This is a genomic window from Halolamina salina (genome assembly GCF_054653455.1).
The window spans coordinates 1-15,321 of sequence record NZ_BAAIGE010000002.1; the positions used below are offsets into that span (position 1 = coordinate 1).

At 59.6% G+C, this 15,321-nt stretch carries 23 protein-coding genes; 11 read left to right on the forward strand and 12 right to left on the reverse strand.

What is annotated here, in order from left to right; all coding sequences use genetic code 11:
* Nucleotides 1-139 precede the first annotated feature (139 nt).
* The 5 genes from ACYQZ5_RS00280 to ACYQZ5_RS00300 all read right to left on the reverse strand — a co-directional run bounded on the left by ACYQZ5_RS00280 (nucleotide 140) and on the right by ACYQZ5_RS00300 (nucleotide 2,333).
* On the reverse strand, nucleotides 140-343 hold the full coding sequence (locus ACYQZ5_RS00280) for a hypothetical protein (protein ID WP_459844746.1): 204 nt from the start codon (nucleotides 341-343) through the stop codon (nucleotides 140-142).
* A gap of 85 nt (nucleotides 344-428) precedes the next feature.
* Complete coding sequence (locus ACYQZ5_RS00285) at nucleotides 429-782, reverse strand: hypothetical protein (RefSeq protein WP_379730425.1); 354 nt, start codon at nucleotides 780-782, stop codon at nucleotides 429-431.
* A 91-nt stretch (nucleotides 783-873) separates the two neighbouring features.
* Nucleotides 874-1,233, reverse strand: coding sequence for a hypothetical protein (locus tag ACYQZ5_RS00290; protein WP_379730424.1), 360 nt, complete (start codon nucleotides 1,231-1,233; stop codon nucleotides 874-876).
* Between the two features lies 1 nt (nucleotide 1,234).
* Nucleotides 1,235-1,651: a hypothetical protein gene (locus ACYQZ5_RS00295; RefSeq protein ID WP_379730423.1), complete on the reverse strand. Its 417-nt coding sequence runs from the start codon at nucleotides 1,649-1,651 to the stop codon at nucleotides 1,235-1,237.
* 1 nt (nucleotide 1,652) lies between these two features.
* Nucleotides 1,653-2,333 (reverse strand): hypothetical protein, encoded by a 681-nt coding sequence (locus ACYQZ5_RS00300; RefSeq protein ID WP_459844748.1) that lies wholly within the window; start codon nucleotides 2,331-2,333, stop codon nucleotides 1,653-1,655.
* Nucleotides 2,334-2,504: 171 nt separating this feature from the next.
* On the opposite strand from ACYQZ5_RS00300, the gene ACYQZ5_RS00305 reads away from it, so the two are divergent.
* Nucleotides 2,505-2,717 carry a hypothetical protein gene (locus tag ACYQZ5_RS00305; protein WP_459844750.1) on the forward strand — a complete coding sequence of 71 codons (213 nt, stop codon included), beginning with the start codon at nucleotides 2,505-2,507 and terminating at the stop codon, nucleotides 2,715-2,717.
* 83 nt (nucleotides 2,718-2,800) lie between these two features.
* Complete coding sequence (locus ACYQZ5_RS00310; protein WP_459844752.1) at nucleotides 2,801-3,070, forward strand: hypothetical protein; 270 nt, start codon at nucleotides 2,801-2,803, stop codon at nucleotides 3,068-3,070.
* Between the two features lie 387 nt (nucleotides 3,071-3,457).
* Here ACYQZ5_RS00310 and ACYQZ5_RS00315 read toward each other — a convergent pair whose 3' ends face one another.
* From ACYQZ5_RS00315 to ACYQZ5_RS00325, 3 genes are read right to left on the reverse strand one after another with little or no spacing between them, the layout of a single operon-like run.
* Nucleotides 3,458-3,805 (reverse strand): hypothetical protein, encoded by a 348-nt coding sequence (locus tag ACYQZ5_RS00315; RefSeq protein ID WP_379730421.1) that lies wholly within the window; start codon nucleotides 3,803-3,805, stop codon nucleotides 3,458-3,460.
* Entirely contained in the window at nucleotides 3,802-4,038 is a 237-nt protein-coding gene (locus ACYQZ5_RS00320; protein WP_379730420.1) for a hypothetical protein, read from the reverse strand. The genes ACYQZ5_RS00315 and ACYQZ5_RS00320 overlap by 4 nt, the downstream gene beginning before the upstream one ends.
* Nucleotides 4,031-4,270: a zinc-ribbon domain-containing protein gene (locus tag ACYQZ5_RS00325; RefSeq protein WP_379730419.1), complete on the reverse strand. Its 240-nt coding sequence runs from the start codon at nucleotides 4,268-4,270 to the stop codon at nucleotides 4,031-4,033. Before ACYQZ5_RS00325 ends, ACYQZ5_RS00320 begins: the two co-directional genes overlap by 8 nt.
* Before the next feature lie 235 nt (nucleotides 4,271-4,505).
* Here ACYQZ5_RS00325 and ACYQZ5_RS00330 point away from each other — a divergent pair, with 235 nt between their 5' ends.
* A complete protein-coding gene (locus tag ACYQZ5_RS00330) occupies nucleotides 4,506-4,691 on the forward strand; it encodes a hypothetical protein (protein ID WP_379730418.1) in 186 nt (61 codons plus the stop codon).
* A gap of 3 nt (nucleotides 4,692-4,694) precedes the next feature.
* Here ACYQZ5_RS00330 and ACYQZ5_RS00335 read toward each other — a convergent pair whose 3' ends face one another.
* The gene (locus tag ACYQZ5_RS00335; protein WP_379730417.1) at nucleotides 4,695-5,018 is read right to left on the reverse strand and encodes a hypothetical protein; all 324 of its coding nucleotides are present in this window, start codon (nucleotides 5,016-5,018) and stop codon (nucleotides 4,695-4,697) included.
* Nucleotides 5,019-5,090: 72 nt separating this feature from the next.
* The gene (locus ACYQZ5_RS00340; protein WP_379730416.1) at nucleotides 5,091-5,696 is read right to left on the reverse strand and encodes a site-specific integrase; all 606 of its coding nucleotides are present in this window, start codon (nucleotides 5,694-5,696) and stop codon (nucleotides 5,091-5,093) included.
* Between the two features lie 203 nt (nucleotides 5,697-5,899).
* Here ACYQZ5_RS00340 and ACYQZ5_RS00345 point away from each other — a divergent pair, with 203 nt between their 5' ends.
* The 8 genes from ACYQZ5_RS00345 to ACYQZ5_RS00380 all read left to right on the forward strand — a co-directional run bounded on the left by ACYQZ5_RS00345 (nucleotide 5,900) and on the right by ACYQZ5_RS00380 (nucleotide 14,199).
* The gene (locus ACYQZ5_RS00345) at nucleotides 5,900-6,157 is read left to right on the forward strand and encodes a hypothetical protein (protein ID WP_379730415.1); all 258 of its coding nucleotides are present in this window, start codon (nucleotides 5,900-5,902) and stop codon (nucleotides 6,155-6,157) included.
* A gap of 50 nt (nucleotides 6,158-6,207) precedes the next feature.
* Nucleotides 6,208-8,454 (forward strand): ATP-binding protein, encoded by a 2,247-nt coding sequence (locus tag ACYQZ5_RS00350; RefSeq protein WP_379730414.1) that lies wholly within the window; start codon nucleotides 6,208-6,210, stop codon nucleotides 8,452-8,454.
* A gap of 210 nt (nucleotides 8,455-8,664) precedes the next feature.
* A complete protein-coding gene (locus ACYQZ5_RS00355; RefSeq protein WP_379730413.1) occupies nucleotides 8,665-9,666 on the forward strand; it encodes a Cdc6/Cdc18 family protein in 1,002 nt (333 codons plus the stop codon).
* Nucleotides 9,667-9,786: 120 nt separating this feature from the next.
* Nucleotides 9,787-10,482: a hypothetical protein gene (locus tag ACYQZ5_RS00360; RefSeq protein WP_379819011.1), complete on the forward strand. Its 696-nt coding sequence runs from the start codon at nucleotides 9,787-9,789 to the stop codon at nucleotides 10,480-10,482.
* A complete protein-coding gene (locus tag ACYQZ5_RS00365) occupies nucleotides 10,469-10,720 on the forward strand; it encodes a DUF8156 family protein (RefSeq protein WP_379730411.1) in 252 nt (83 codons plus the stop codon). Before ACYQZ5_RS00360 ends, ACYQZ5_RS00365 begins: the two co-directional genes overlap by 14 nt.
* Entirely contained in the window at nucleotides 10,717-12,825 is a 2,109-nt protein-coding gene (locus ACYQZ5_RS00370; RefSeq protein WP_379730410.1) for a type B DNA-directed DNA polymerase, read from the forward strand. Before ACYQZ5_RS00365 ends, ACYQZ5_RS00370 begins: the two co-directional genes overlap by 4 nt.
* A 136-nt stretch (nucleotides 12,826-12,961) precedes the next feature.
* On the forward strand, nucleotides 12,962-13,735 hold the full coding sequence (locus tag ACYQZ5_RS00375; protein ID WP_379730409.1) for a TIR domain-containing protein: 774 nt from the start codon (nucleotides 12,962-12,964) through the stop codon (nucleotides 13,733-13,735).
* Entirely contained in the window at nucleotides 13,732-14,199 is a 468-nt protein-coding gene (locus ACYQZ5_RS00380; protein ID WP_379730408.1) for a RipA family octameric membrane protein, read from the forward strand. Before ACYQZ5_RS00375 ends, ACYQZ5_RS00380 begins: the two co-directional genes overlap by 4 nt.
* Nucleotides 14,200-14,213: 14 nt before the next feature.
* Here the strand turns inward: ACYQZ5_RS00380 and ACYQZ5_RS00385 are convergent, their stop codons facing one another.
* Together ACYQZ5_RS00385 and ACYQZ5_RS00390 are read right to left on the reverse strand one after the other, a co-directional pair.
* On the reverse strand, nucleotides 14,214-14,738 hold the full coding sequence (locus ACYQZ5_RS00385; RefSeq protein ID WP_379730407.1) for a helix-turn-helix domain-containing protein: 525 nt from the start codon (nucleotides 14,736-14,738) through the stop codon (nucleotides 14,214-14,216).
* Nucleotides 14,738-14,929: a hypothetical protein gene (locus ACYQZ5_RS00390; protein WP_379730406.1), complete on the reverse strand. Its 192-nt coding sequence runs from the start codon at nucleotides 14,927-14,929 to the stop codon at nucleotides 14,738-14,740. Before ACYQZ5_RS00390 ends, ACYQZ5_RS00385 begins: the two co-directional genes overlap by 1 nt.
* Between the last annotated feature and the right edge of the window lie 392 nt (nucleotides 14,930-15,321).

A 15,321-nucleotide genomic window follows, 5' to 3' on the forward strand; every position in this document is an offset into this window, starting at 1 on the left:
GTTGATCACCCACAGCGCGACCACTGACAGCAGGCCGCCCAGGGCCGCCACGACGGCGAGCGTCGAGAGGGGGATCATCGTCGATCGACCTCCCCCCGCATGCGGGGTGTCTGTTCGTCGTTCATCTGTTCGGAATCCGTCATGAGTTTGAGTTCCGTCGTTCGTTGAGGTTCTTCGCTATCCGATACAGCCCGTACACGGCCGTCACGAGGGCGATAGCCGTCGAGAGGCTCGAGAAGAGCCCGACCGGCAGCCACGCCACGTTCGGCGCCGCCGCCGCCAGCCTCGCCGTGACCATGTAGATCAGCCCGCTCTGGTTCAGGAAGAAGTCGAGCGCGAGCATGAGCGCGCCTCCGCCGTTGATCAGCAGATCCGCGCCCGCTGCGAACACTCCCCGATCCCGAGAGCGAGCCCGCCGTCGCGCTTGCTCATGTGATGATCACCACCAGTCGGTAGGTCGCGTACAGCAGCGCTGCCGTGATCGCCGCCACCGCGGCGAAGATCAGTGCCGAGACCAACGGGGCGAAAACCCCGGCCGACTCCGCGATCCCGCCTATCGCACTGATCGGCGTGTCGACAGCGACCGAGACGAACATGTCCCCGATCTTCCCCAGCTGCGAAGCGATCTCCGAGCCGCCGCCGAGGAGCACTCCGCGAATCGTCGAGATGACGTTGATCCCGGAGCCCACGACCGCTGAGACCAGTCCGAGAATCCCGCCGACGAAGATCGACAGCACGACGCCGCGAATGTACCCGTCCGGGTCGTTCGCGAACTTCTCCATCGCGGAGCCTCCGTTGGAGGAGCTCCCACTCGAACCGTCTCCGGAGGTGCTCCCGCTCGATCCGCCGCTCATCGTGTTGAGCGAGGAATCACTAGACAAAGCGAGACACCCCCCAGAGGATCAGGGACAGCGATAGCACGGTCACGAGCACTGCCATCGGGAACGCCAGCAGTCCCCACGATGTGATCGCCGTTCTGCCCGTCTCGATCGCAGCCTCTACCTCGCCCGCTCCGGCCTCGAACGGGGCGCTCAGCAGCTTCGCGTACCACGACCCGTAGCCCGAGATCACGCCGTTGATCCCGGTCACGATCAGATCGATGAAGGACGCGTACATCCACCCGAGGAGGGTGACGAACGTGCCGACGATCCCGGCCGCGAGGCCCTTCCGTCCGGTCCAGACGATAGAGCCCCCCTCGATGTACTGGTCCGGGTCGGTGTCGGCGCCGCTCATGTTACTCGTCCTCGTCGGAGAACACCGAGAGCGGGTTGATCTCCGTGTTCGTGATCCACCAGAGGAAGATGCTCATCCCACCGACCGAGACCAGCACCGCGACCGGGAACGCGAACGGCCCCAGCAACGACGCTGTACCCGTAGCCAACGACTCGGCGGAAGTCTCCGCGCCCGCGTCAGTGATGATCACCGGCGCGCCGATCGTCCCTCCGATGTAGTCAGCGATCGATCCCGTGAACGCGCCGATCGGCTCGAAGATCGTCGACTGGAGGTTCAGGATGAAGCTCGCGATCGCGATCCCGAGCGCCGAGAGCGACGAGCCGATCACCGCGCCCTGCGCGTAGCCACCGACGCCTTGCTCCTCGACGCCAGTAGTCCCGTCTTCGACCGCGTCTTGGGCAGTGTAGTCGTCGGCCATCCTACTGCCCCTGACCCGAGCCTCGGGCCTTCCAGATGCCCAGCGTGCCGACCACGCCGGTCAGAGCAGCCACGATCCAGCCGATCGGATCGCTCATGAACCCGCCGCTGTTGTTCGACATCGGTGCAGCACCGCCGCCGCCGGAGCCGGACGAGACCGCCATCTCGGTGACGATCCCCTCGTCCTCGGTCACGACCGCGTGGATGCCGATCTGGTCGCCCGCGCTAGCATTCTGCGAGATCGTCACCTCGGCCTCCATCTCGGCGTCTTGGAAGTGATTGGTGACATCAGTCCACGATACTTCATCGAGATTGTCCAGCGTCGGTAGCGAGGAGAGGTCGTGTGCGTACTCGACGGTCTGATAGGCGCTCTCCGGGTGCCGGACCTCGCCCACCAGCGTCCCCGCCTTGACTACGTCTACGTCGTACAGGCCTCCGGGAACCTCGAGCCCGCCAGCCATCTTGAAGCGATGGGAGTAGGTACCGCGCTCGACCGGCTCGATCGCCGCGTCCCAGTTACTCGCGGGCGACTCGTCTGCGCGGACCTGCGTCTTGTACTCGAGGTTCCGGATCGTCGCGTCGCTGAACTGCTCGGTCAGCGTCGAGAGCGACGTGATCCACGACATCCCCGTCGGCTCGACGAGTGTCTCCGTGACCACCGTCTCCTCCGCGGAGTCGTACACTTCGCGCTCGCCGAAGGGTCCACTCCGTGTCGAGTTCGAGGTTCAGGCCGTGGATCGTCAGGTCCGCGTTGGCTTCGGAGATCTCGATCACGATCTCCTCGAGCGTGTCGAGGTTCGTCCCGCCGGACAGCTTCCCGAGCTCGACTTGGTAGACGATCCCCTTGACCCTGTGTGGTCGCGATCGTCGACTCTGCCGCGGAGTCGGCCGCCGAGTCGATCGTCGTGACGACCGACGCACCGCCGGCGTCGACGGCCTTCACGTTGACCACTGCGCTGGCCTCGAGCGTGTTCACGTCCAGGACCAACTGGAGCATCTTCCGCTGCTCGCCGGAGTCGATCGTGAAGTTCGAGAACGTCGCCGAGGCCACATCGCCGCTCGTCTGACTCGAGGTCGAGACCGTGAGCGCGTCTTCGGCGTCGCCGACGGTGATCGAGCCGGCAGTGCTCGAGGCGTCGGTCGTCCACTCTTGGGCGTCGAGCGCGGAGACGGGCTCTTCCTCGCCGTCGGCGTTGGTCCGCGTCACGTCTCGCGGGAACGCGGTGTACTCGCTTGTGTCGATCTCGCTAGGGTGGAAGCCCACAGGGTTGTGGGTCTCGTCGTCCGCCTCCGGCGGCTCGGCGAGGACGGCCCCGAACTCCTCGGTGAACGACTTGATGTTCCCGTCGTTGTCGACGTAGTCGAGCTCGCCCATGTCGGCCACGTCGTGCTCGGTCACGCGGAACTGCGCGCCCCGTGAGCCGCGGCTGGGGCGTGTACTCGCTGTCGAAGTTGGGAACGAGGTCCTGCTGTTCGGTCTCGGACTGGGCGGCTGCCGTACCGGCCGTCGCTGCGGTCGCGGCGGCGGCGCCGACGCCGGCGAGGAACGCTCGCCGACCCATCGGCGTGTCCGAGATCGCCGGGAACGCGAAGGTGACACTCCCCGGGTGCGCGAAGTGTGCGGCCCCCAAGAACGCGTCTCGGTAGGTCGTAGTCGATGCTGTCTCGTCAGTAGTGTCTTCGGTCATGAACTCAGAATGGACGTTTCCGCCGTCCTCGGCGCGGTTGTCGTGCGTTTCTCGGAGTCCGTCGACGTAGGCGCGGAACCTCTCGCTGAGGTCGATCCCCGTCGGCGACCAGCTCGGCGTCACGCTGCGGCCCCCGCTGGGTCAGCGCTGTCGTCGACGCCGGCGCCGCGCCGAACTCGGTACTCGACCGCGAGGATCGCGAGGATCGAGACGATCACGGCGACGCCGACGCTCGCGACTAGCGCGAGATCGAGCGTCCAGTACGGCCCGAAAAACCCGTAGTCGTAGTAGGTCGTTCCCCAGCCCGCGCCGTCCGGGTTCTGATAGACGCTACCGTTCGGTTCCTCGTAGAACTCCCCACCCGCCAGCGCGATTTGGAACAGCACCGACTGGGCGATCAACGGCAGCCCCGCCGCCGCTACCAACTGGCGCGCCGACGCTCGAGGTCGGAGTCGATCCCGGATCATGCCAGCCCCACGATGAACTCGGCGCCGTAGTACGCGATCACGAGCATCGAGATCGAGAGCAGCATCGCGACCACGATGATCAGCGAACGGGCGAACTGCCAGAGGAGTCGGTTGAACTCCTCCATCGCGTCCGCTGCTGATCCGAGCCGCTCTCCTGCCTCGAGATCGACCCCACCCTCCGGCTCTGGGAGATCCTGCTCGCTCTGTGTTGCCGGGAGGTCGCCCTCACTCATACTGGATCAGGTCCTCGTCGACGCCGACCTCTTGCAGCGCGTCGGTGAGCGCCTCCGAGGTCTCCTCTGACACCCCTCGGATCACGACGCCGGGCTCTCCGGCGTCGGGCTCGCGCGCTCCGCATCGCGGGCAGAAGATCGAGTCGTCAGGAATCTCGATCCCGCAGGCTGAGCAGGTCGTCGAGGACGGCGCGATCCGGTCCGCGATCCGCTTCCGGACCGTCCTCACCATCGCCGCCTCCGGCGCTCCCAGCGCTGTGGGTCGTGCCTTTTCTCCGCCGTGTCGGGCTCTGTCTCAGAGCCCCGAGTGTCGTCGTCCATACTTGTCGTCGGCCGAGCCGCTCGGCCGATACTCGCGAATGGCAACGACAGCGCCTAAATCGCAGAAAATTGGGGGGAATCTAATAGACTTTATGAGAATCTGTTCGGTTCTCCCGTTTTATGATAGACCACGAGAGTCGAGACGTATGGGCATCGAGGAACGATTCGCGGACTGCCGGACCGCACAGGAAACCAAGGGCAGCGTGACGGTCACGATCCCCAGTCCGCTCGCCGAGGAGTGGGAGATCGAGCAGGGAGACCAGATACCGTTCTACGCGGAGGAGGGCGACGACACGGCCGAGATTCGCCGTCCCGGGAAGCGCGACGACTGAGTTCTAGAGAATATTCTCATAGAAGACACTGAAAGCAGCTATCCCAGAAGCAACTGTGATGCACATAAGGGCCGCAATAAGCCCGAAAAACACAATATAAACCCTGAGCGGTGAGCCACCAAACCCGGACGCGAACGGCGTTATCGAGAATATTGCAGCGAGGCCCATGAAGGATACTGAACCTAACACCAGAACAATCCCCAAATTGAGTGATTCTATTTCGAACAGTTCCCTCAGATTGGAGAACGCTACGAGAAGTAGAGCAAGCGCAGGCAGTGATAGAGCGATGAGACGGAGTAGATCGCCGTATGATGCCGGGTCGGCCATGTCAAACGGTCGGAGATGGTATTGTTTAGGCTTTACCCTGAGAGGCCGAAAACGATCGAACCCACGCCTGTACTACGCGAACCCCGCCTCCTCGAACGCCTCGTTCACGACGCTCGGCGTCGGCGCGTTCAGGTAGGGCTCGATCGCTTGGAACGAGTCCCAGCCGCCCACCTGCATGACCACGCGAGGGTTCATCTGTCGATCGACGAGGAGCCGCTGCGCGAAGCGCCGGCGGAGATCGTGGCTCGAGACGTAGCGGAAGTCGCCGTCGCCGGTGGCCTCGGCCGCGCGCTCGGCCGTGCGTTTGACCACCGCCCGGACGCCCCGCTCGGAGAGATCGACGAGCTGCTCGTGGCGGCCGATGTCCTCGGCGGTCTGGTAGCGGTGGATGTCGCCCTCCACGTCGCGCGGGAGGTAGGCGTCCCGGGGCTTCCCACCGCCGCCGGTCGTGTCCTTCCCCTCCGGAACGCGGAGCCGGAAGTGGTCGCCGTCCTCGGTCCGCTTGACGTGCTTCGGGCAGATTTGGGGAATCTCGAACGCCCGGAGGCCGACGTAGCCGCCGAGTTGAACGATCAGGTCGTCGCGATGGCTCGAGGCCGCGCGGCGGAGCTCCTCCAGCTCGTCGTCGGTGAGCCAGCACTTGTACTGATCCGGCTTGTTGGTGGCCTCCAATCGCATAGAGCCTTGTAGAAGAAGATCGCACATAATGGGTGAGAACCGACCGGGTTTCGGCCGTGATCGGGGCGGGTTTGCGGGGGGTCGCTTCCGACTTGTGCAAGAAGTAGGTTGAGTCAGTCCGATAGACTGTCCCCACTAATTTCGTTGACCGTTGAACTAACCGTGATTTTTATGATCGGGACGAGCCCAATTGCCCAATATCAATGAGGGCTGGCGAATTTTTCAGGGAGAAGTTCGGGGTCCTCTTTTGGCGTAGTTCAGAACGCCGAGAAGACCTATCTAAATCGAAAGCCCTCGAAATCACCGAGTCTGATCTAAGCAGGTGCCAAAAAGAGACGAGGTACCTACGGGCGGAAATCGACTGTAGCGACGACGAGATGGTCGAGAAACGCGTCCACTCTCTAAGAAACCAGATCCAGAGCATAGACGACACGCTCGAGTCTATCGAAAAGGAATACTAACAGAGGATATATTACGGAAGAAGGTATTCCATCAGACAACATCTTCTTCCATGAGTCAGCTTCCTTCGTTTATCGATCGTCAGGAAGAGCTACGGACTGTATTTGACGGAATCGAATCTTCTAGTGGGTCTTTCTACTCCATAGTCGGGCCTAGTGGTCACGGGAAAACACGCTTTCTCGAAGAAATCAGACAGCAGTACGCGGATGAAGACGACGTCTTCGTCCTCGATTTCCAGTTCAACAGCGGGCTAACTAGTATCAAACAGTTCGGGGCAGAATTCCAAGAACGGTGGAAAGAAGAAGTTCCGTCGGGAAAGACGAAGAGGGCCAAACAGGCCCTTCACCGGGTAATTCGTTCTAAGTACACGGACCCCGCCATCGACCTACTCTCTGCCGGAGGCGGCGCAGTCGTACCCGGACTTAGCACTCTCTCAGTGGGTAAGCACCTCCTCCCCGAAGAAGATTCAGACTCTAACGTCCCACTGTACGGAGAAATCTTGACCGACTTCCTCGGGGAATTCTCTAACCTAAACCCCGACTGCACGCTCTTGGTCCTCCTAGATCACTACGATCGAGTCGAAGCTAGGCAAGAGGAGTTCGACCGCCTCTTCAAAAGTCTCTCAAGAGACCTTCCGGAGAACGTCGTCTTCTGTGTTGGCTCTCAACGAAGATTGGCTACAGAGCACGACATCCCGATCACTACAGTCGAACTAGGTGAATTCGACACGGAGGAAACTGAAGCGTACCTATCGGAAGCAGGACTCGACCCATCGGAGGAAGAAATCTCAGAAGTCGTAGAAGTCACCAAAGGTAATCCTTACTACCTGAATCGGTTTGCCTCGATAGCTGTCGAAAGTAGCGTCGAGTCCGCACTCAACGACCTCCCAGAGTCTCAGATTCACAGCTACCTCGAGAGTGAATTCCTGAACGAACTCGCCGAGGACCAAGAACGATTACTTCGAAACATCTGTGCTCTGTCGGAATTCCGTCGAGATATTGTCTCAAAACTTATTGGGGAGGATACAACGAAAACGAGGAGAGAACTACAGAGCCTCTACCGCGAATCGGTGCTCGAGAAGATCGGCCACCACTCGTATCCGGTCTACAAACCACACGATCTGCTGCACGATTATCTCAGGAACTCTATATCTGAAGAACGTCTCGCAGAACAACACAGGGAGTGTGCCACAATATACGCGAACGACGTGACTGAAAGCCCTCTAATCGACGTTCTGGAGGATTTTCTGTGGGACTTTGTTCTGGGAAGCAACCCTAATTCCGAGGCAGTCGAAGAGTTTGCACGTACCACGGGGGATCGGTTCGCTACCGGTGTAATGGTTGACTTACACCTTGACCAAGTACCAACCAAGGAGTCGAAAGAACAGCAACTGGTGAATTTACTCCAAGATCCAGCTGTAAACGAAGACGAAGCGGAAACTAGTCTATCGCTCTACTACAGTGGGCAGGAGGACGTAGACTGGTCAGATGTCACCGAACGAGCGAACGGCGACGATCAGAGTTCAAAGCCTGTCGAAGAAATTCTGGAGACCGAGACAGACAAACCGCCGGAGAAGACCCTAGTAACCGAAGTCGCGAGAGCCGTCACCCTCGCGGGATCGTTGGAGGACCACAACAAGGACGACAAGATCGAGAAGACGTTCGAAGAGATCACCGAGACGATTCGCAGACTAACGACCAACCAAGACATCCATCTCGTAGCGGGCCTCGGGTACCTCATCTCGAAACTCGCAGAAGCGATGTTTTATGACAGCATCGGCGAGACGAACAAGGAAGACACAGCCCGAAACGAGGCGAAACAGTTCATCCAAGACTTCTACGGGCTTAGCCAAGACGACTATATATTCTGTAAAAACCTGCTGAAGACCCTAGACTATCACCTCCAGAACCCCGATCTCGATATCTCTGTTGACCCCGAGTCGGACCTCGAACAGGCCATCGAAACCCGAGGAGTCTACGGAGGAGCACAATCCGGGTTCCGGAGCATGATCGTTGAGTTAGCCTCAGATCTGAACCAAGCCCGGCAAGACAACGATCCCCTCATCCAAGACAGGCAAACCCTGAAAGACGCCAGTCGTGAAGCGGCGATCTACTTCGCGAACGAGGATCACGACGTAATCGCCGCGGTGATTCGCGATCTTGGAAACCTCGTCGAGTACGCACTCAGCTCTGACGGCGTGGCGTCTAAGGACGACATTGATTACGCCTTTGAGGACACGGAGTTCGCCGACCAACTCGATCACGTCTTCTCGACCGTGGAGTGGCACAGCGAAGAGTAACTGGCTTTGCCCACCAGTGATCTCTGCACGAAGAGCCGTCGTCTCAGAGGCTATTGGTCGTTTGCTGGGTCTTCCGCTGATACTTTCCACTGCTTGCCACCCTCAAGGGCTGTCCGAATGCTCTCGGCATCAAATCCTCCGCGCCATTCGGAACCATTCGGAACTGCAGGGGTTCCACTTATGGAGTGTTCCGTTGTCTAATCTGAGTAGATGCTGAGAGACGGGACCGTCTTCGACGAAGACCACCTCCCACGGGAGATAGTTGGCCGAAACAGCCAGATGAACGAGGTCACCGACGCTCTCGCGCCGATCGAGGACGGCTTTCGCGCCGAGAACTGCTACCTCTTCGGGCCGAGCGGTGCCGGAAAAACCACGGTCGCCCGAGCTGCCGTACGGGAACTCCGGCGCGAGGTACTCGAGGTCCCAACGGCATACGTGAACTGCTGGAAGGAATCGACGCGTTCCGGCGTCTTGGAGCGTGCCGCGAAGGACCTTGCCAACGCGGCCGTGCCGAAGAATGCCCCAGCGCGGGATTTGGTCGATAAGCTGGAGTCGTCGCTCGACTCGCCGAGTGTGATCATTCTCGATGAAGTCGACCAGCTTCGCGATCCGGACACGCTGTACGATCTCCATTCGATCTACGGGCTCTCTTGGATTTGCATCGCGAACCGCGAGGTCGACCTCCTTGCCCGCCTTGAGGAGCGTGTCCGCTCGCGAGTCTCAGTTGGATATCGGGTTCAATTCGACAGATACACTGCCGACACAGTGACGGAGATTCTCGCCCGACGCGCCAGTCAGGGTCTCGATCCGGGGGCTGTCGAGCGCGAGACGCTGAAGGAGATCGCCGAGATGGCCGACGGCGACGCTCGTCGGGCCATCACGGCGCTGCGGGTTTCGGCACGCAAGGCAGCCGACGAGGGACTGTCGTCAATTCCACGTCGTCTCGTGCGCGAATCAGTTCTTGACGCCGAAGAGGAGGTGCGCCAGAAAGCGATCTCGAAGCTGAACGACCACCAGCGTGTCCTCTACGAGTGTCTTGAGGAGGCCGGTCCGCTGATCCAGAAAGAACTCTACGAGCACTACAAGCGAGAACACCCCGACCCGATCACGCTCCGAGCGCTTCGAGAGCGGCACCTTCCGAAGCTCGAGCACTACAACCTGATCACCACAGATAGCGAGGGAGGTGCGAAAACGTACCAGATCGTGGAGTAGCCTCCGGAACACCGTTCGGAACTACCGTCTCCGCGTCCCCGTTGGGCGGTTTTGGCCTATCCGGAACCGTTCGGAACCTCCCGAGAGACACTCTTGGAGCTGTTCCCGGTTGTTGGAGATATGCTACACCAGAGGAACGACTCCCCATCATTGACGATCCCTGAACTCCCGTCACTCGATTCAGGTATTACGCTGGTCGAAGCTGAGAACGACCCGCGTCTACCTCTTCAGACCCTGATGGTGGACCGCCTGTTACTCGAAAGTGGTCGCGCAGTCTGGGTCGGGACCGGGCGATATTGCACGACAGACACGCTCGCCGAGGTGTCTCCGGATAGACGGGTGCTCGAACGGGTCGACGTGGCTCGAGGATTCACTCCCTATCAGCACACCGCGCTCATCGGAAACCTCGAGGCGAATCTCGGCGAGAACACCGAGGTGGTCGTGTTACCGGACATCGACGCCCTGTATCGAGGGAGTGATCTCCAAGGTGATGACGGGCAGGAGATGTTGGTTCGTGCCCTTGCCAAGCTGGCCGGGGTAGCCCGTGAGTACGAAATTCCGGTTCTGTGCACCCGTTCGAAGGCGGACGGGTTCAGCGAGCCAGTCGAGACCGCGGCGACATCGACTCTCGCCGTTCAGGACACACCGATGGGGCCGCGGTTCGTCGGCGATGAGTTCGAGACGATGGTCTACGAGCTGGAGGATGGCTGGGTTCAGACGACGATCGCGTTCTGGCAGGAGGTTCTCCAAGCCCGCCAGCCGATCCACGAGACCGCCAACATCTCTTCAGGGGTGTTTGCTCGTGGGACGGTCTAACCCAACGTACCGCGACAGTCTCCGGCGTCTCGAGGAGCAGTGGGGTGACTTCCGCCGGGCGCTCCGGTATCGTGACCAGCAGCACTGGGACGACCTCTGGGAACAAGCCGCTGGACACGCCGACGCCGCAGGGTACCAGAACACGGAACGGAAGCTCGATCTGGTCCTGATGTCGATCGTGCTCGCACAGGAGCGTCGGATCGCTACGCTCGAGGAGGAACTAGAGGGTACAGAGTGACCTACTGTATCGATTTCCCCGACGAGGAAACCGCAGTCGAGTGGTCGCTTACTGAATCCGGAGCGGAGCGCGAGGAGGTGAGCTACCGGCCTCGGTTCTACGTCAACACTACCGACGGTTCGCTCAACGAGGTCGAATCGTCGATCGGCGCGCATCCCGAGGTGGCCGAGGTCGAGAGGGAAGAACATCGCCCCGGTTGGCGCCACGATGCGTGCGAAATGCTGGCCGTAGAGGTGATGAATCTGGACGTGATTCTGCGGTTAGCGTCGACGATTACGCAGTTAGGCCGACCGGGAGAGTATCGCTGCTACAACGTCGACCTCTCGCCGGAGTTCCGGTACTGCGTCGAGACCGGCACCGATCCGGCGCCGGCCCGGGAGCCGACGATGATGGAACTCGAAACGCCGCCGATAACGGAGTCAGGTGGCCTGAGGTCAGTGACAGTGACGGCCTCGAGTGGGGAGACGTACGTCCTCGAAGAGGATCCGTCGACGATCGCCCGTGACGTGGAGGCGCTGATCCAGGAGCACAATCCGGATGTCCTGCGAGTTTCCACGGCCCAGTTGATCCCCCAGTTGTTCAACGCCGTCGACGACAAGCCGCTCCAACTGGGTCGGGAGCCGGGGTACACACAGTTAGCGACGAAGAGTACGTACGAGAGCTACGGCCGGATCGGACACTCGCCGGCTCGATACAACGTTCCGGGCCGCGTGCTCGTCGACGCCTCGAACTCCTTCTTTCTGAAGGAGGCCAACCTCCACGGGATTCTCGACCTCGTAGAGCGTTCGCACAAGCCGCTACAGGAGGCGTCGTGGGCGAGCATCGGGAACATCCTCACCGCCATCCAGATCCGCGAGGCGCTGGATCGGGATGTGCTCGTCCCCTGGCGTGCGTGGCGGCCGGAGTTCTTCAAGAGCGCTGCCACGCTGGAGGAGGCCGATCGTGGAGGGTACACGTTCTCACCGGATGTCGGTGTTCACGAGAACGTCCACGAACTCGACTTCTCCAGCCTCTATCCGAACATCATGTGTACGCGGAACATCTCGCCGGAGACGGTCTGCTGTGACTGTCACCCCGAGCGTCAGGACGTGTCGGGATTGGGGTACTCGATCTGCCCGGAGCCGGGATATCTCCCCGACGTGCTCCAGCCCCTGATCGACGATCGGGACGAGATCAAGCGCCGGATTCGCGAGGAGGACGGCGACACCGAGGTGCTCGAAGGAGCATCGTCGGCGATCAAGTGGATCCTCGTCTCCTGCTTCGGGTATCAGGGGTTCTCGAACGCGAAGTTCGGCCGGATCGAGTGCCACGAGGCAATCAACGCGTTCGCTCGTGAGATCATCCTTGAGGCCAAGGCGACGTTCGAGCAGCACGGCTGGCGCGTCGTCCACGGGATCGTCGACTCGCTCTGGGTGACGCCGATGGACGATCGCGAGCAGACTGGCCTGGAGGCGGTCGCCGAAGAGATCAGCGAGGACGTGGAGATCCGGCTGGAGTACGAGGCCGCGTACGACTGGATCGCGTTCTGCCCGCGGCGCAACGACGACGCCGGCGCGCTGACGCGATACTTCGGGAAGCGAGCCGGAGAGCCCGTCGACGAGGCGTCGAGCTACAAGCGTCGCGGGATAGAGGCACGGCAGCGATCGACGCCGGAATTCGTCGAAACCGCGCAGTTGGAACTGATGCAGGAGTTCGGACGAACGCGCTCGCCCGAGGGGGTGTGCGAGCGGCTCCGAGAGTTTATCGAGGAACTCCGCACCGGCGACGTGGATCCGACTCGACTAGCGATCACGAACCGCGTCTCGAAGCGCGTGGAGGAGTACACACAGACGACGAAGAACGTCGCCGCACTGGAGCGCGCGTCCGATCTCGGCTTGGAGAAGAACCCCGGGCAGGACGTGGAGTATGTGGTCGTCGACGACGAGAAAGACGGTCGGGCTCGCGTTGCCCTCCTACACGAGGAGCCTGAACGGTACGACGCCGATTTCTACCGGGATGAGCTTTGTCGAGCGGCTGAGTCCGTGCTCGCACCGGGTGGTTTCCGACGCAGCGACATCGAAGAGCAGTTGGCTGAGCGGGTGAACGGCTCCGTGTCTATGTTTTGATTCTTGTCTCCCTACTGGTTTTGACCCAGTATCGGCCACGTATACTTTGGGAGGGTACAAAACCGAACTATTCAGTATTTCCACTTTCACCGTGCTCCAGCCAAGTTTATTCTTCAAACACAGGAATCATCGTCTAATGAGTTGGCAACACCACTTTGATCGAGCTAGAAGATCACCCGTTCCAATCGATATAGACAAGGAGGAGGTAGGTCCGATTCCTCCAAGATTTGAAGCTCAAGGGCCGGGCATCAAGGGCCTCTGGAGAGTCTACGAGTGCGAAGAAGGGTTGGATCAGATGCAGATCATCGAGTTACCATCGAAGTATCGTGTGTCTGTTTCTAACCCTGTGTCAGATGATAACCAGATATCTCAGCCCGTACCCCAGTCGTCAAACGGAGCTGAGTCTTCAAAAGGGAAAGTTCTCGCAGCACTTGCCCTAGGTGGTATTGGACTTGCTGCCCTTGGGAAGGTTTTCGGCGAATCACGTAGTAGTACAGCTCCGGATCCAGAGCAAGCCCACCGGGTCTTTATCAGCCACTCTTGGGCATATGAGGAGCACTTCGAGGAGGTCAAAGAACTCCTTGACGATGCAAACGGCTTCGAATACTTTGACCACAGCGTTTCCTCGGACGACCCACTTGATGCTCGGCTTCCCAATCACCTCCGGAAGAAAATCCGAGATCAAATGCGTTCGGCTTCTGTCGTACTCGTGCTATCCGGGATGTACGTCACGTACAGTGATTGGATCCAAGAAGAGATTGAGATGGCAAACGAGATGGAAAAGCCAATTATTGGTGTGATTCCTGCAGAGAATGACCGTGTCCCCGGAATTGTTCAGGATCACGCAGTCGAGCTTGTTGAAGCCGACGGGAAGGCGATCCTGAACGCGATCGACGAATATGCAACATGAACGACGATAGTGAATCCCCTGATTCCGATCAAACGGAATTGATTGACCAGTATACAGCCTATGTGAACACGACGCTGAACGTCAGCAACCGGCGTATGCGGAACAACCGATTTTACGTTCTGTTGCTCTCTGGGACTCTTGCTGTCCTTTCTGTACTTACGGATACCCAGATAATTGAGGAGGTAGGCCTACTGCTTGCCGGACTTCTCGGATTCGCTCTTTGTATCCTCTGGTATCTCAGTATCGTCTCTTACAAGCAGCTAAACAGCGGGAAGTACAAAGTAATCAACTCGATGGAGGATGATCTTCCGGCGGAGCCGTTCGCCGACGAATGGGAGATTCTCGACGAGGGTGATAATTGGAGAAACTACATCACCCATACTCGTGTTGAGCGGAAGATTCCGTTTGTCCTCGCTATTCCTTACCTCCTTATCTCTGTTTACGCACTTTCCCAGATTATTTGAGGTTTATTTCGATGCTATGACTTCGATTCCAGAAGCTTCGTGATGAGGACAAGACCTCCGCCTAGGAACCATGTTGCACCCCCGGAAGCAGCGAGGCCGGCGCCTATCACGATGAGTGCGGCATCGGTCAACTGGATCGATAGTGCGGAAGTTACTGGATCAGAGATGGCGACCATGACGATCAGCGCCCCGAGGAGCATGAACCCGACTCCGAGAAACCGGGTCACCTCGAAAAATTCACGCATCTCTTTGTTGAACCGGGCGAGCCGGTCCAATTCGGGCGGTATTGGGTTCTGAATCTCCGTCGGTGGGAGGCCCCAAACATCTGCTCCACCCACCTGCTGCTTTATTACTCGATCGTCCTCCTGAAGGGCGTTAAGATGCTCTCGAACAGCCGTATCACTCAGGTCGACAGCACCTGCTATATCCCCGGTTCCAAGTACTAGCTTGTCGCTCTCCCGGAGGACGTTCAGCAGTTCTTCTGGATGGGTTCCGTTCCCGTCGTGCGTCGAGAGGATTCCATTCTTGGTCATGCTCATTATCGGAACAGTGTCTGGACCGCGACTGCGGTGACGAGTACTACTCCCACTATCCCGGCGAACAGATACAGTACACCCATGAGAGTGAAGTTAAATAATTCACTCGTTGCTACTGATCCGAACACGAGCATCACGATGCCGCCGATGATGAGCGCGAAGGCGGCCTCGATCGCTTCTACAAACTCACTCATTGTGATCTATCCTCCATTTCTGGGGTTTTCTCTTCGAACATCGCATCTTCCACTAGTGTAGGTGGCATAATAGAGCCTATAGACAGTTTAGAACAGTTTATTCTATCACAGCGGGTTGGAGATCGCCAATCTATAGTTCGTGGTCGGAAACACGGGGTTCGTGTCTGGAAACCCGACGCAGGCGTTCGTTTTTCCGGATCACCCTTGATCCGAACACGGTCGGCCGTGGTATGCCACGGTGGGAGCCAACCGTTCAGACTCCAGTTCCAGAGAGGGTTGTCCGGAACTCGGCCCGGAACATCGATACCCGGCTGAGTACTGCGGTTCTCTCTATCCGGAACCGTCCGGAACCCGCCGGACGAGACTCTTGTCGGTAACGTGGCTGTGTCTAG

Excerpts from the sequence above, each read along its gene's own strand:
- ACYQZ5_RS00280 (WP_459844746.1), bottom strand. The coding sequence starts at position 343 with ATGCTCGCGCTCGACTTCTTCCTGAACCAGAGCGGGCTGATCTACATG.
- ACYQZ5_RS00285 (WP_379730425.1), bottom strand. The coding sequence starts at position 782 with ATGGAGAAGTTCGCGAACGACCCGGACGGGTACATTCGCGGCGTCGTG.
- ACYQZ5_RS00290 (WP_379730424.1), bottom strand. The coding sequence starts at position 1,233 with ATGAGCGGCGCCGACACCGACCCGGACCAGTACATCGAGGGGGGCTCT.
- ACYQZ5_RS00295 (WP_379730423.1), bottom strand. The coding sequence starts at position 1,651 with ATGGCCGACGACTACACTGCCCAAGACGCGGTCGAAGACGGGACTACT.
- ACYQZ5_RS00315 (WP_379730421.1), bottom strand. The coding sequence starts at position 3,805 with ATGATCCGGGATCGACTCCGACCTCGAGCGTCGGCGCGCCAGTTGGTA.
- ACYQZ5_RS00320 (WP_379730420.1), bottom strand. The coding sequence starts at position 4,038 with ATGAGTGAGGGCGACCTCCCGGCAACACAGAGCGAGCAGGATCTCCCA.
- ACYQZ5_RS00325 (WP_379730419.1), bottom strand. The coding sequence starts at position 4,270 with ATGGTGAGGACGGTCCGGAAGCGGATCGCGGACCGGATCGCGCCGTCC.
- ACYQZ5_RS00330 (WP_379730418.1), top strand. The coding sequence starts at position 4,506 with ATGGGCATCGAGGAACGATTCGCGGACTGCCGGACCGCACAGGAAACC.
- ACYQZ5_RS00335 (WP_379730417.1), bottom strand. The coding sequence starts at position 5,018 with ATGGCCGACCCGGCATCATACGGCGATCTACTCCGTCTCATCGCTCTA.
- ACYQZ5_RS00340 (WP_379730416.1), bottom strand. The coding sequence starts at position 5,696 with ATGCGATTGGAGGCCACCAACAAGCCGGATCAGTACAAGTGCTGGCTC.
- ACYQZ5_RS00345 (WP_379730415.1), top strand. The coding sequence starts at position 5,900 with ATGAGGGCTGGCGAATTTTTCAGGGAGAAGTTCGGGGTCCTCTTTTGG.
- ACYQZ5_RS00350 (WP_379730414.1), top strand. The coding sequence starts at position 6,208 with ATGAGTCAGCTTCCTTCGTTTATCGATCGTCAGGAAGAGCTACGGACT.
- ACYQZ5_RS00355 (WP_379730413.1), top strand. The coding sequence starts at position 8,665 with ATGCTGAGAGACGGGACCGTCTTCGACGAAGACCACCTCCCACGGGAG.
- ACYQZ5_RS00360 (WP_379819011.1), top strand. The coding sequence starts at position 9,787 with ATGCTACACCAGAGGAACGACTCCCCATCATTGACGATCCCTGAACTC.
- ACYQZ5_RS00375 (WP_379730409.1), top strand. The coding sequence starts at position 12,962 with ATGAGTTGGCAACACCACTTTGATCGAGCTAGAAGATCACCCGTTCCA.
- ACYQZ5_RS00380 (WP_379730408.1), top strand. The coding sequence starts at position 13,732 with ATGAACGACGATAGTGAATCCCCTGATTCCGATCAAACGGAATTGATT.
- ACYQZ5_RS00385 (WP_379730407.1), bottom strand. The coding sequence starts at position 14,738 with ATGAGCATGACCAAGAATGGAATCCTCTCGACGCACGACGGGAACGGA.
- ACYQZ5_RS00390 (WP_379730406.1), bottom strand. The coding sequence starts at position 14,929 with ATGAGTGAGTTTGTAGAAGCGATCGAGGCCGCCTTCGCGCTCATCATC.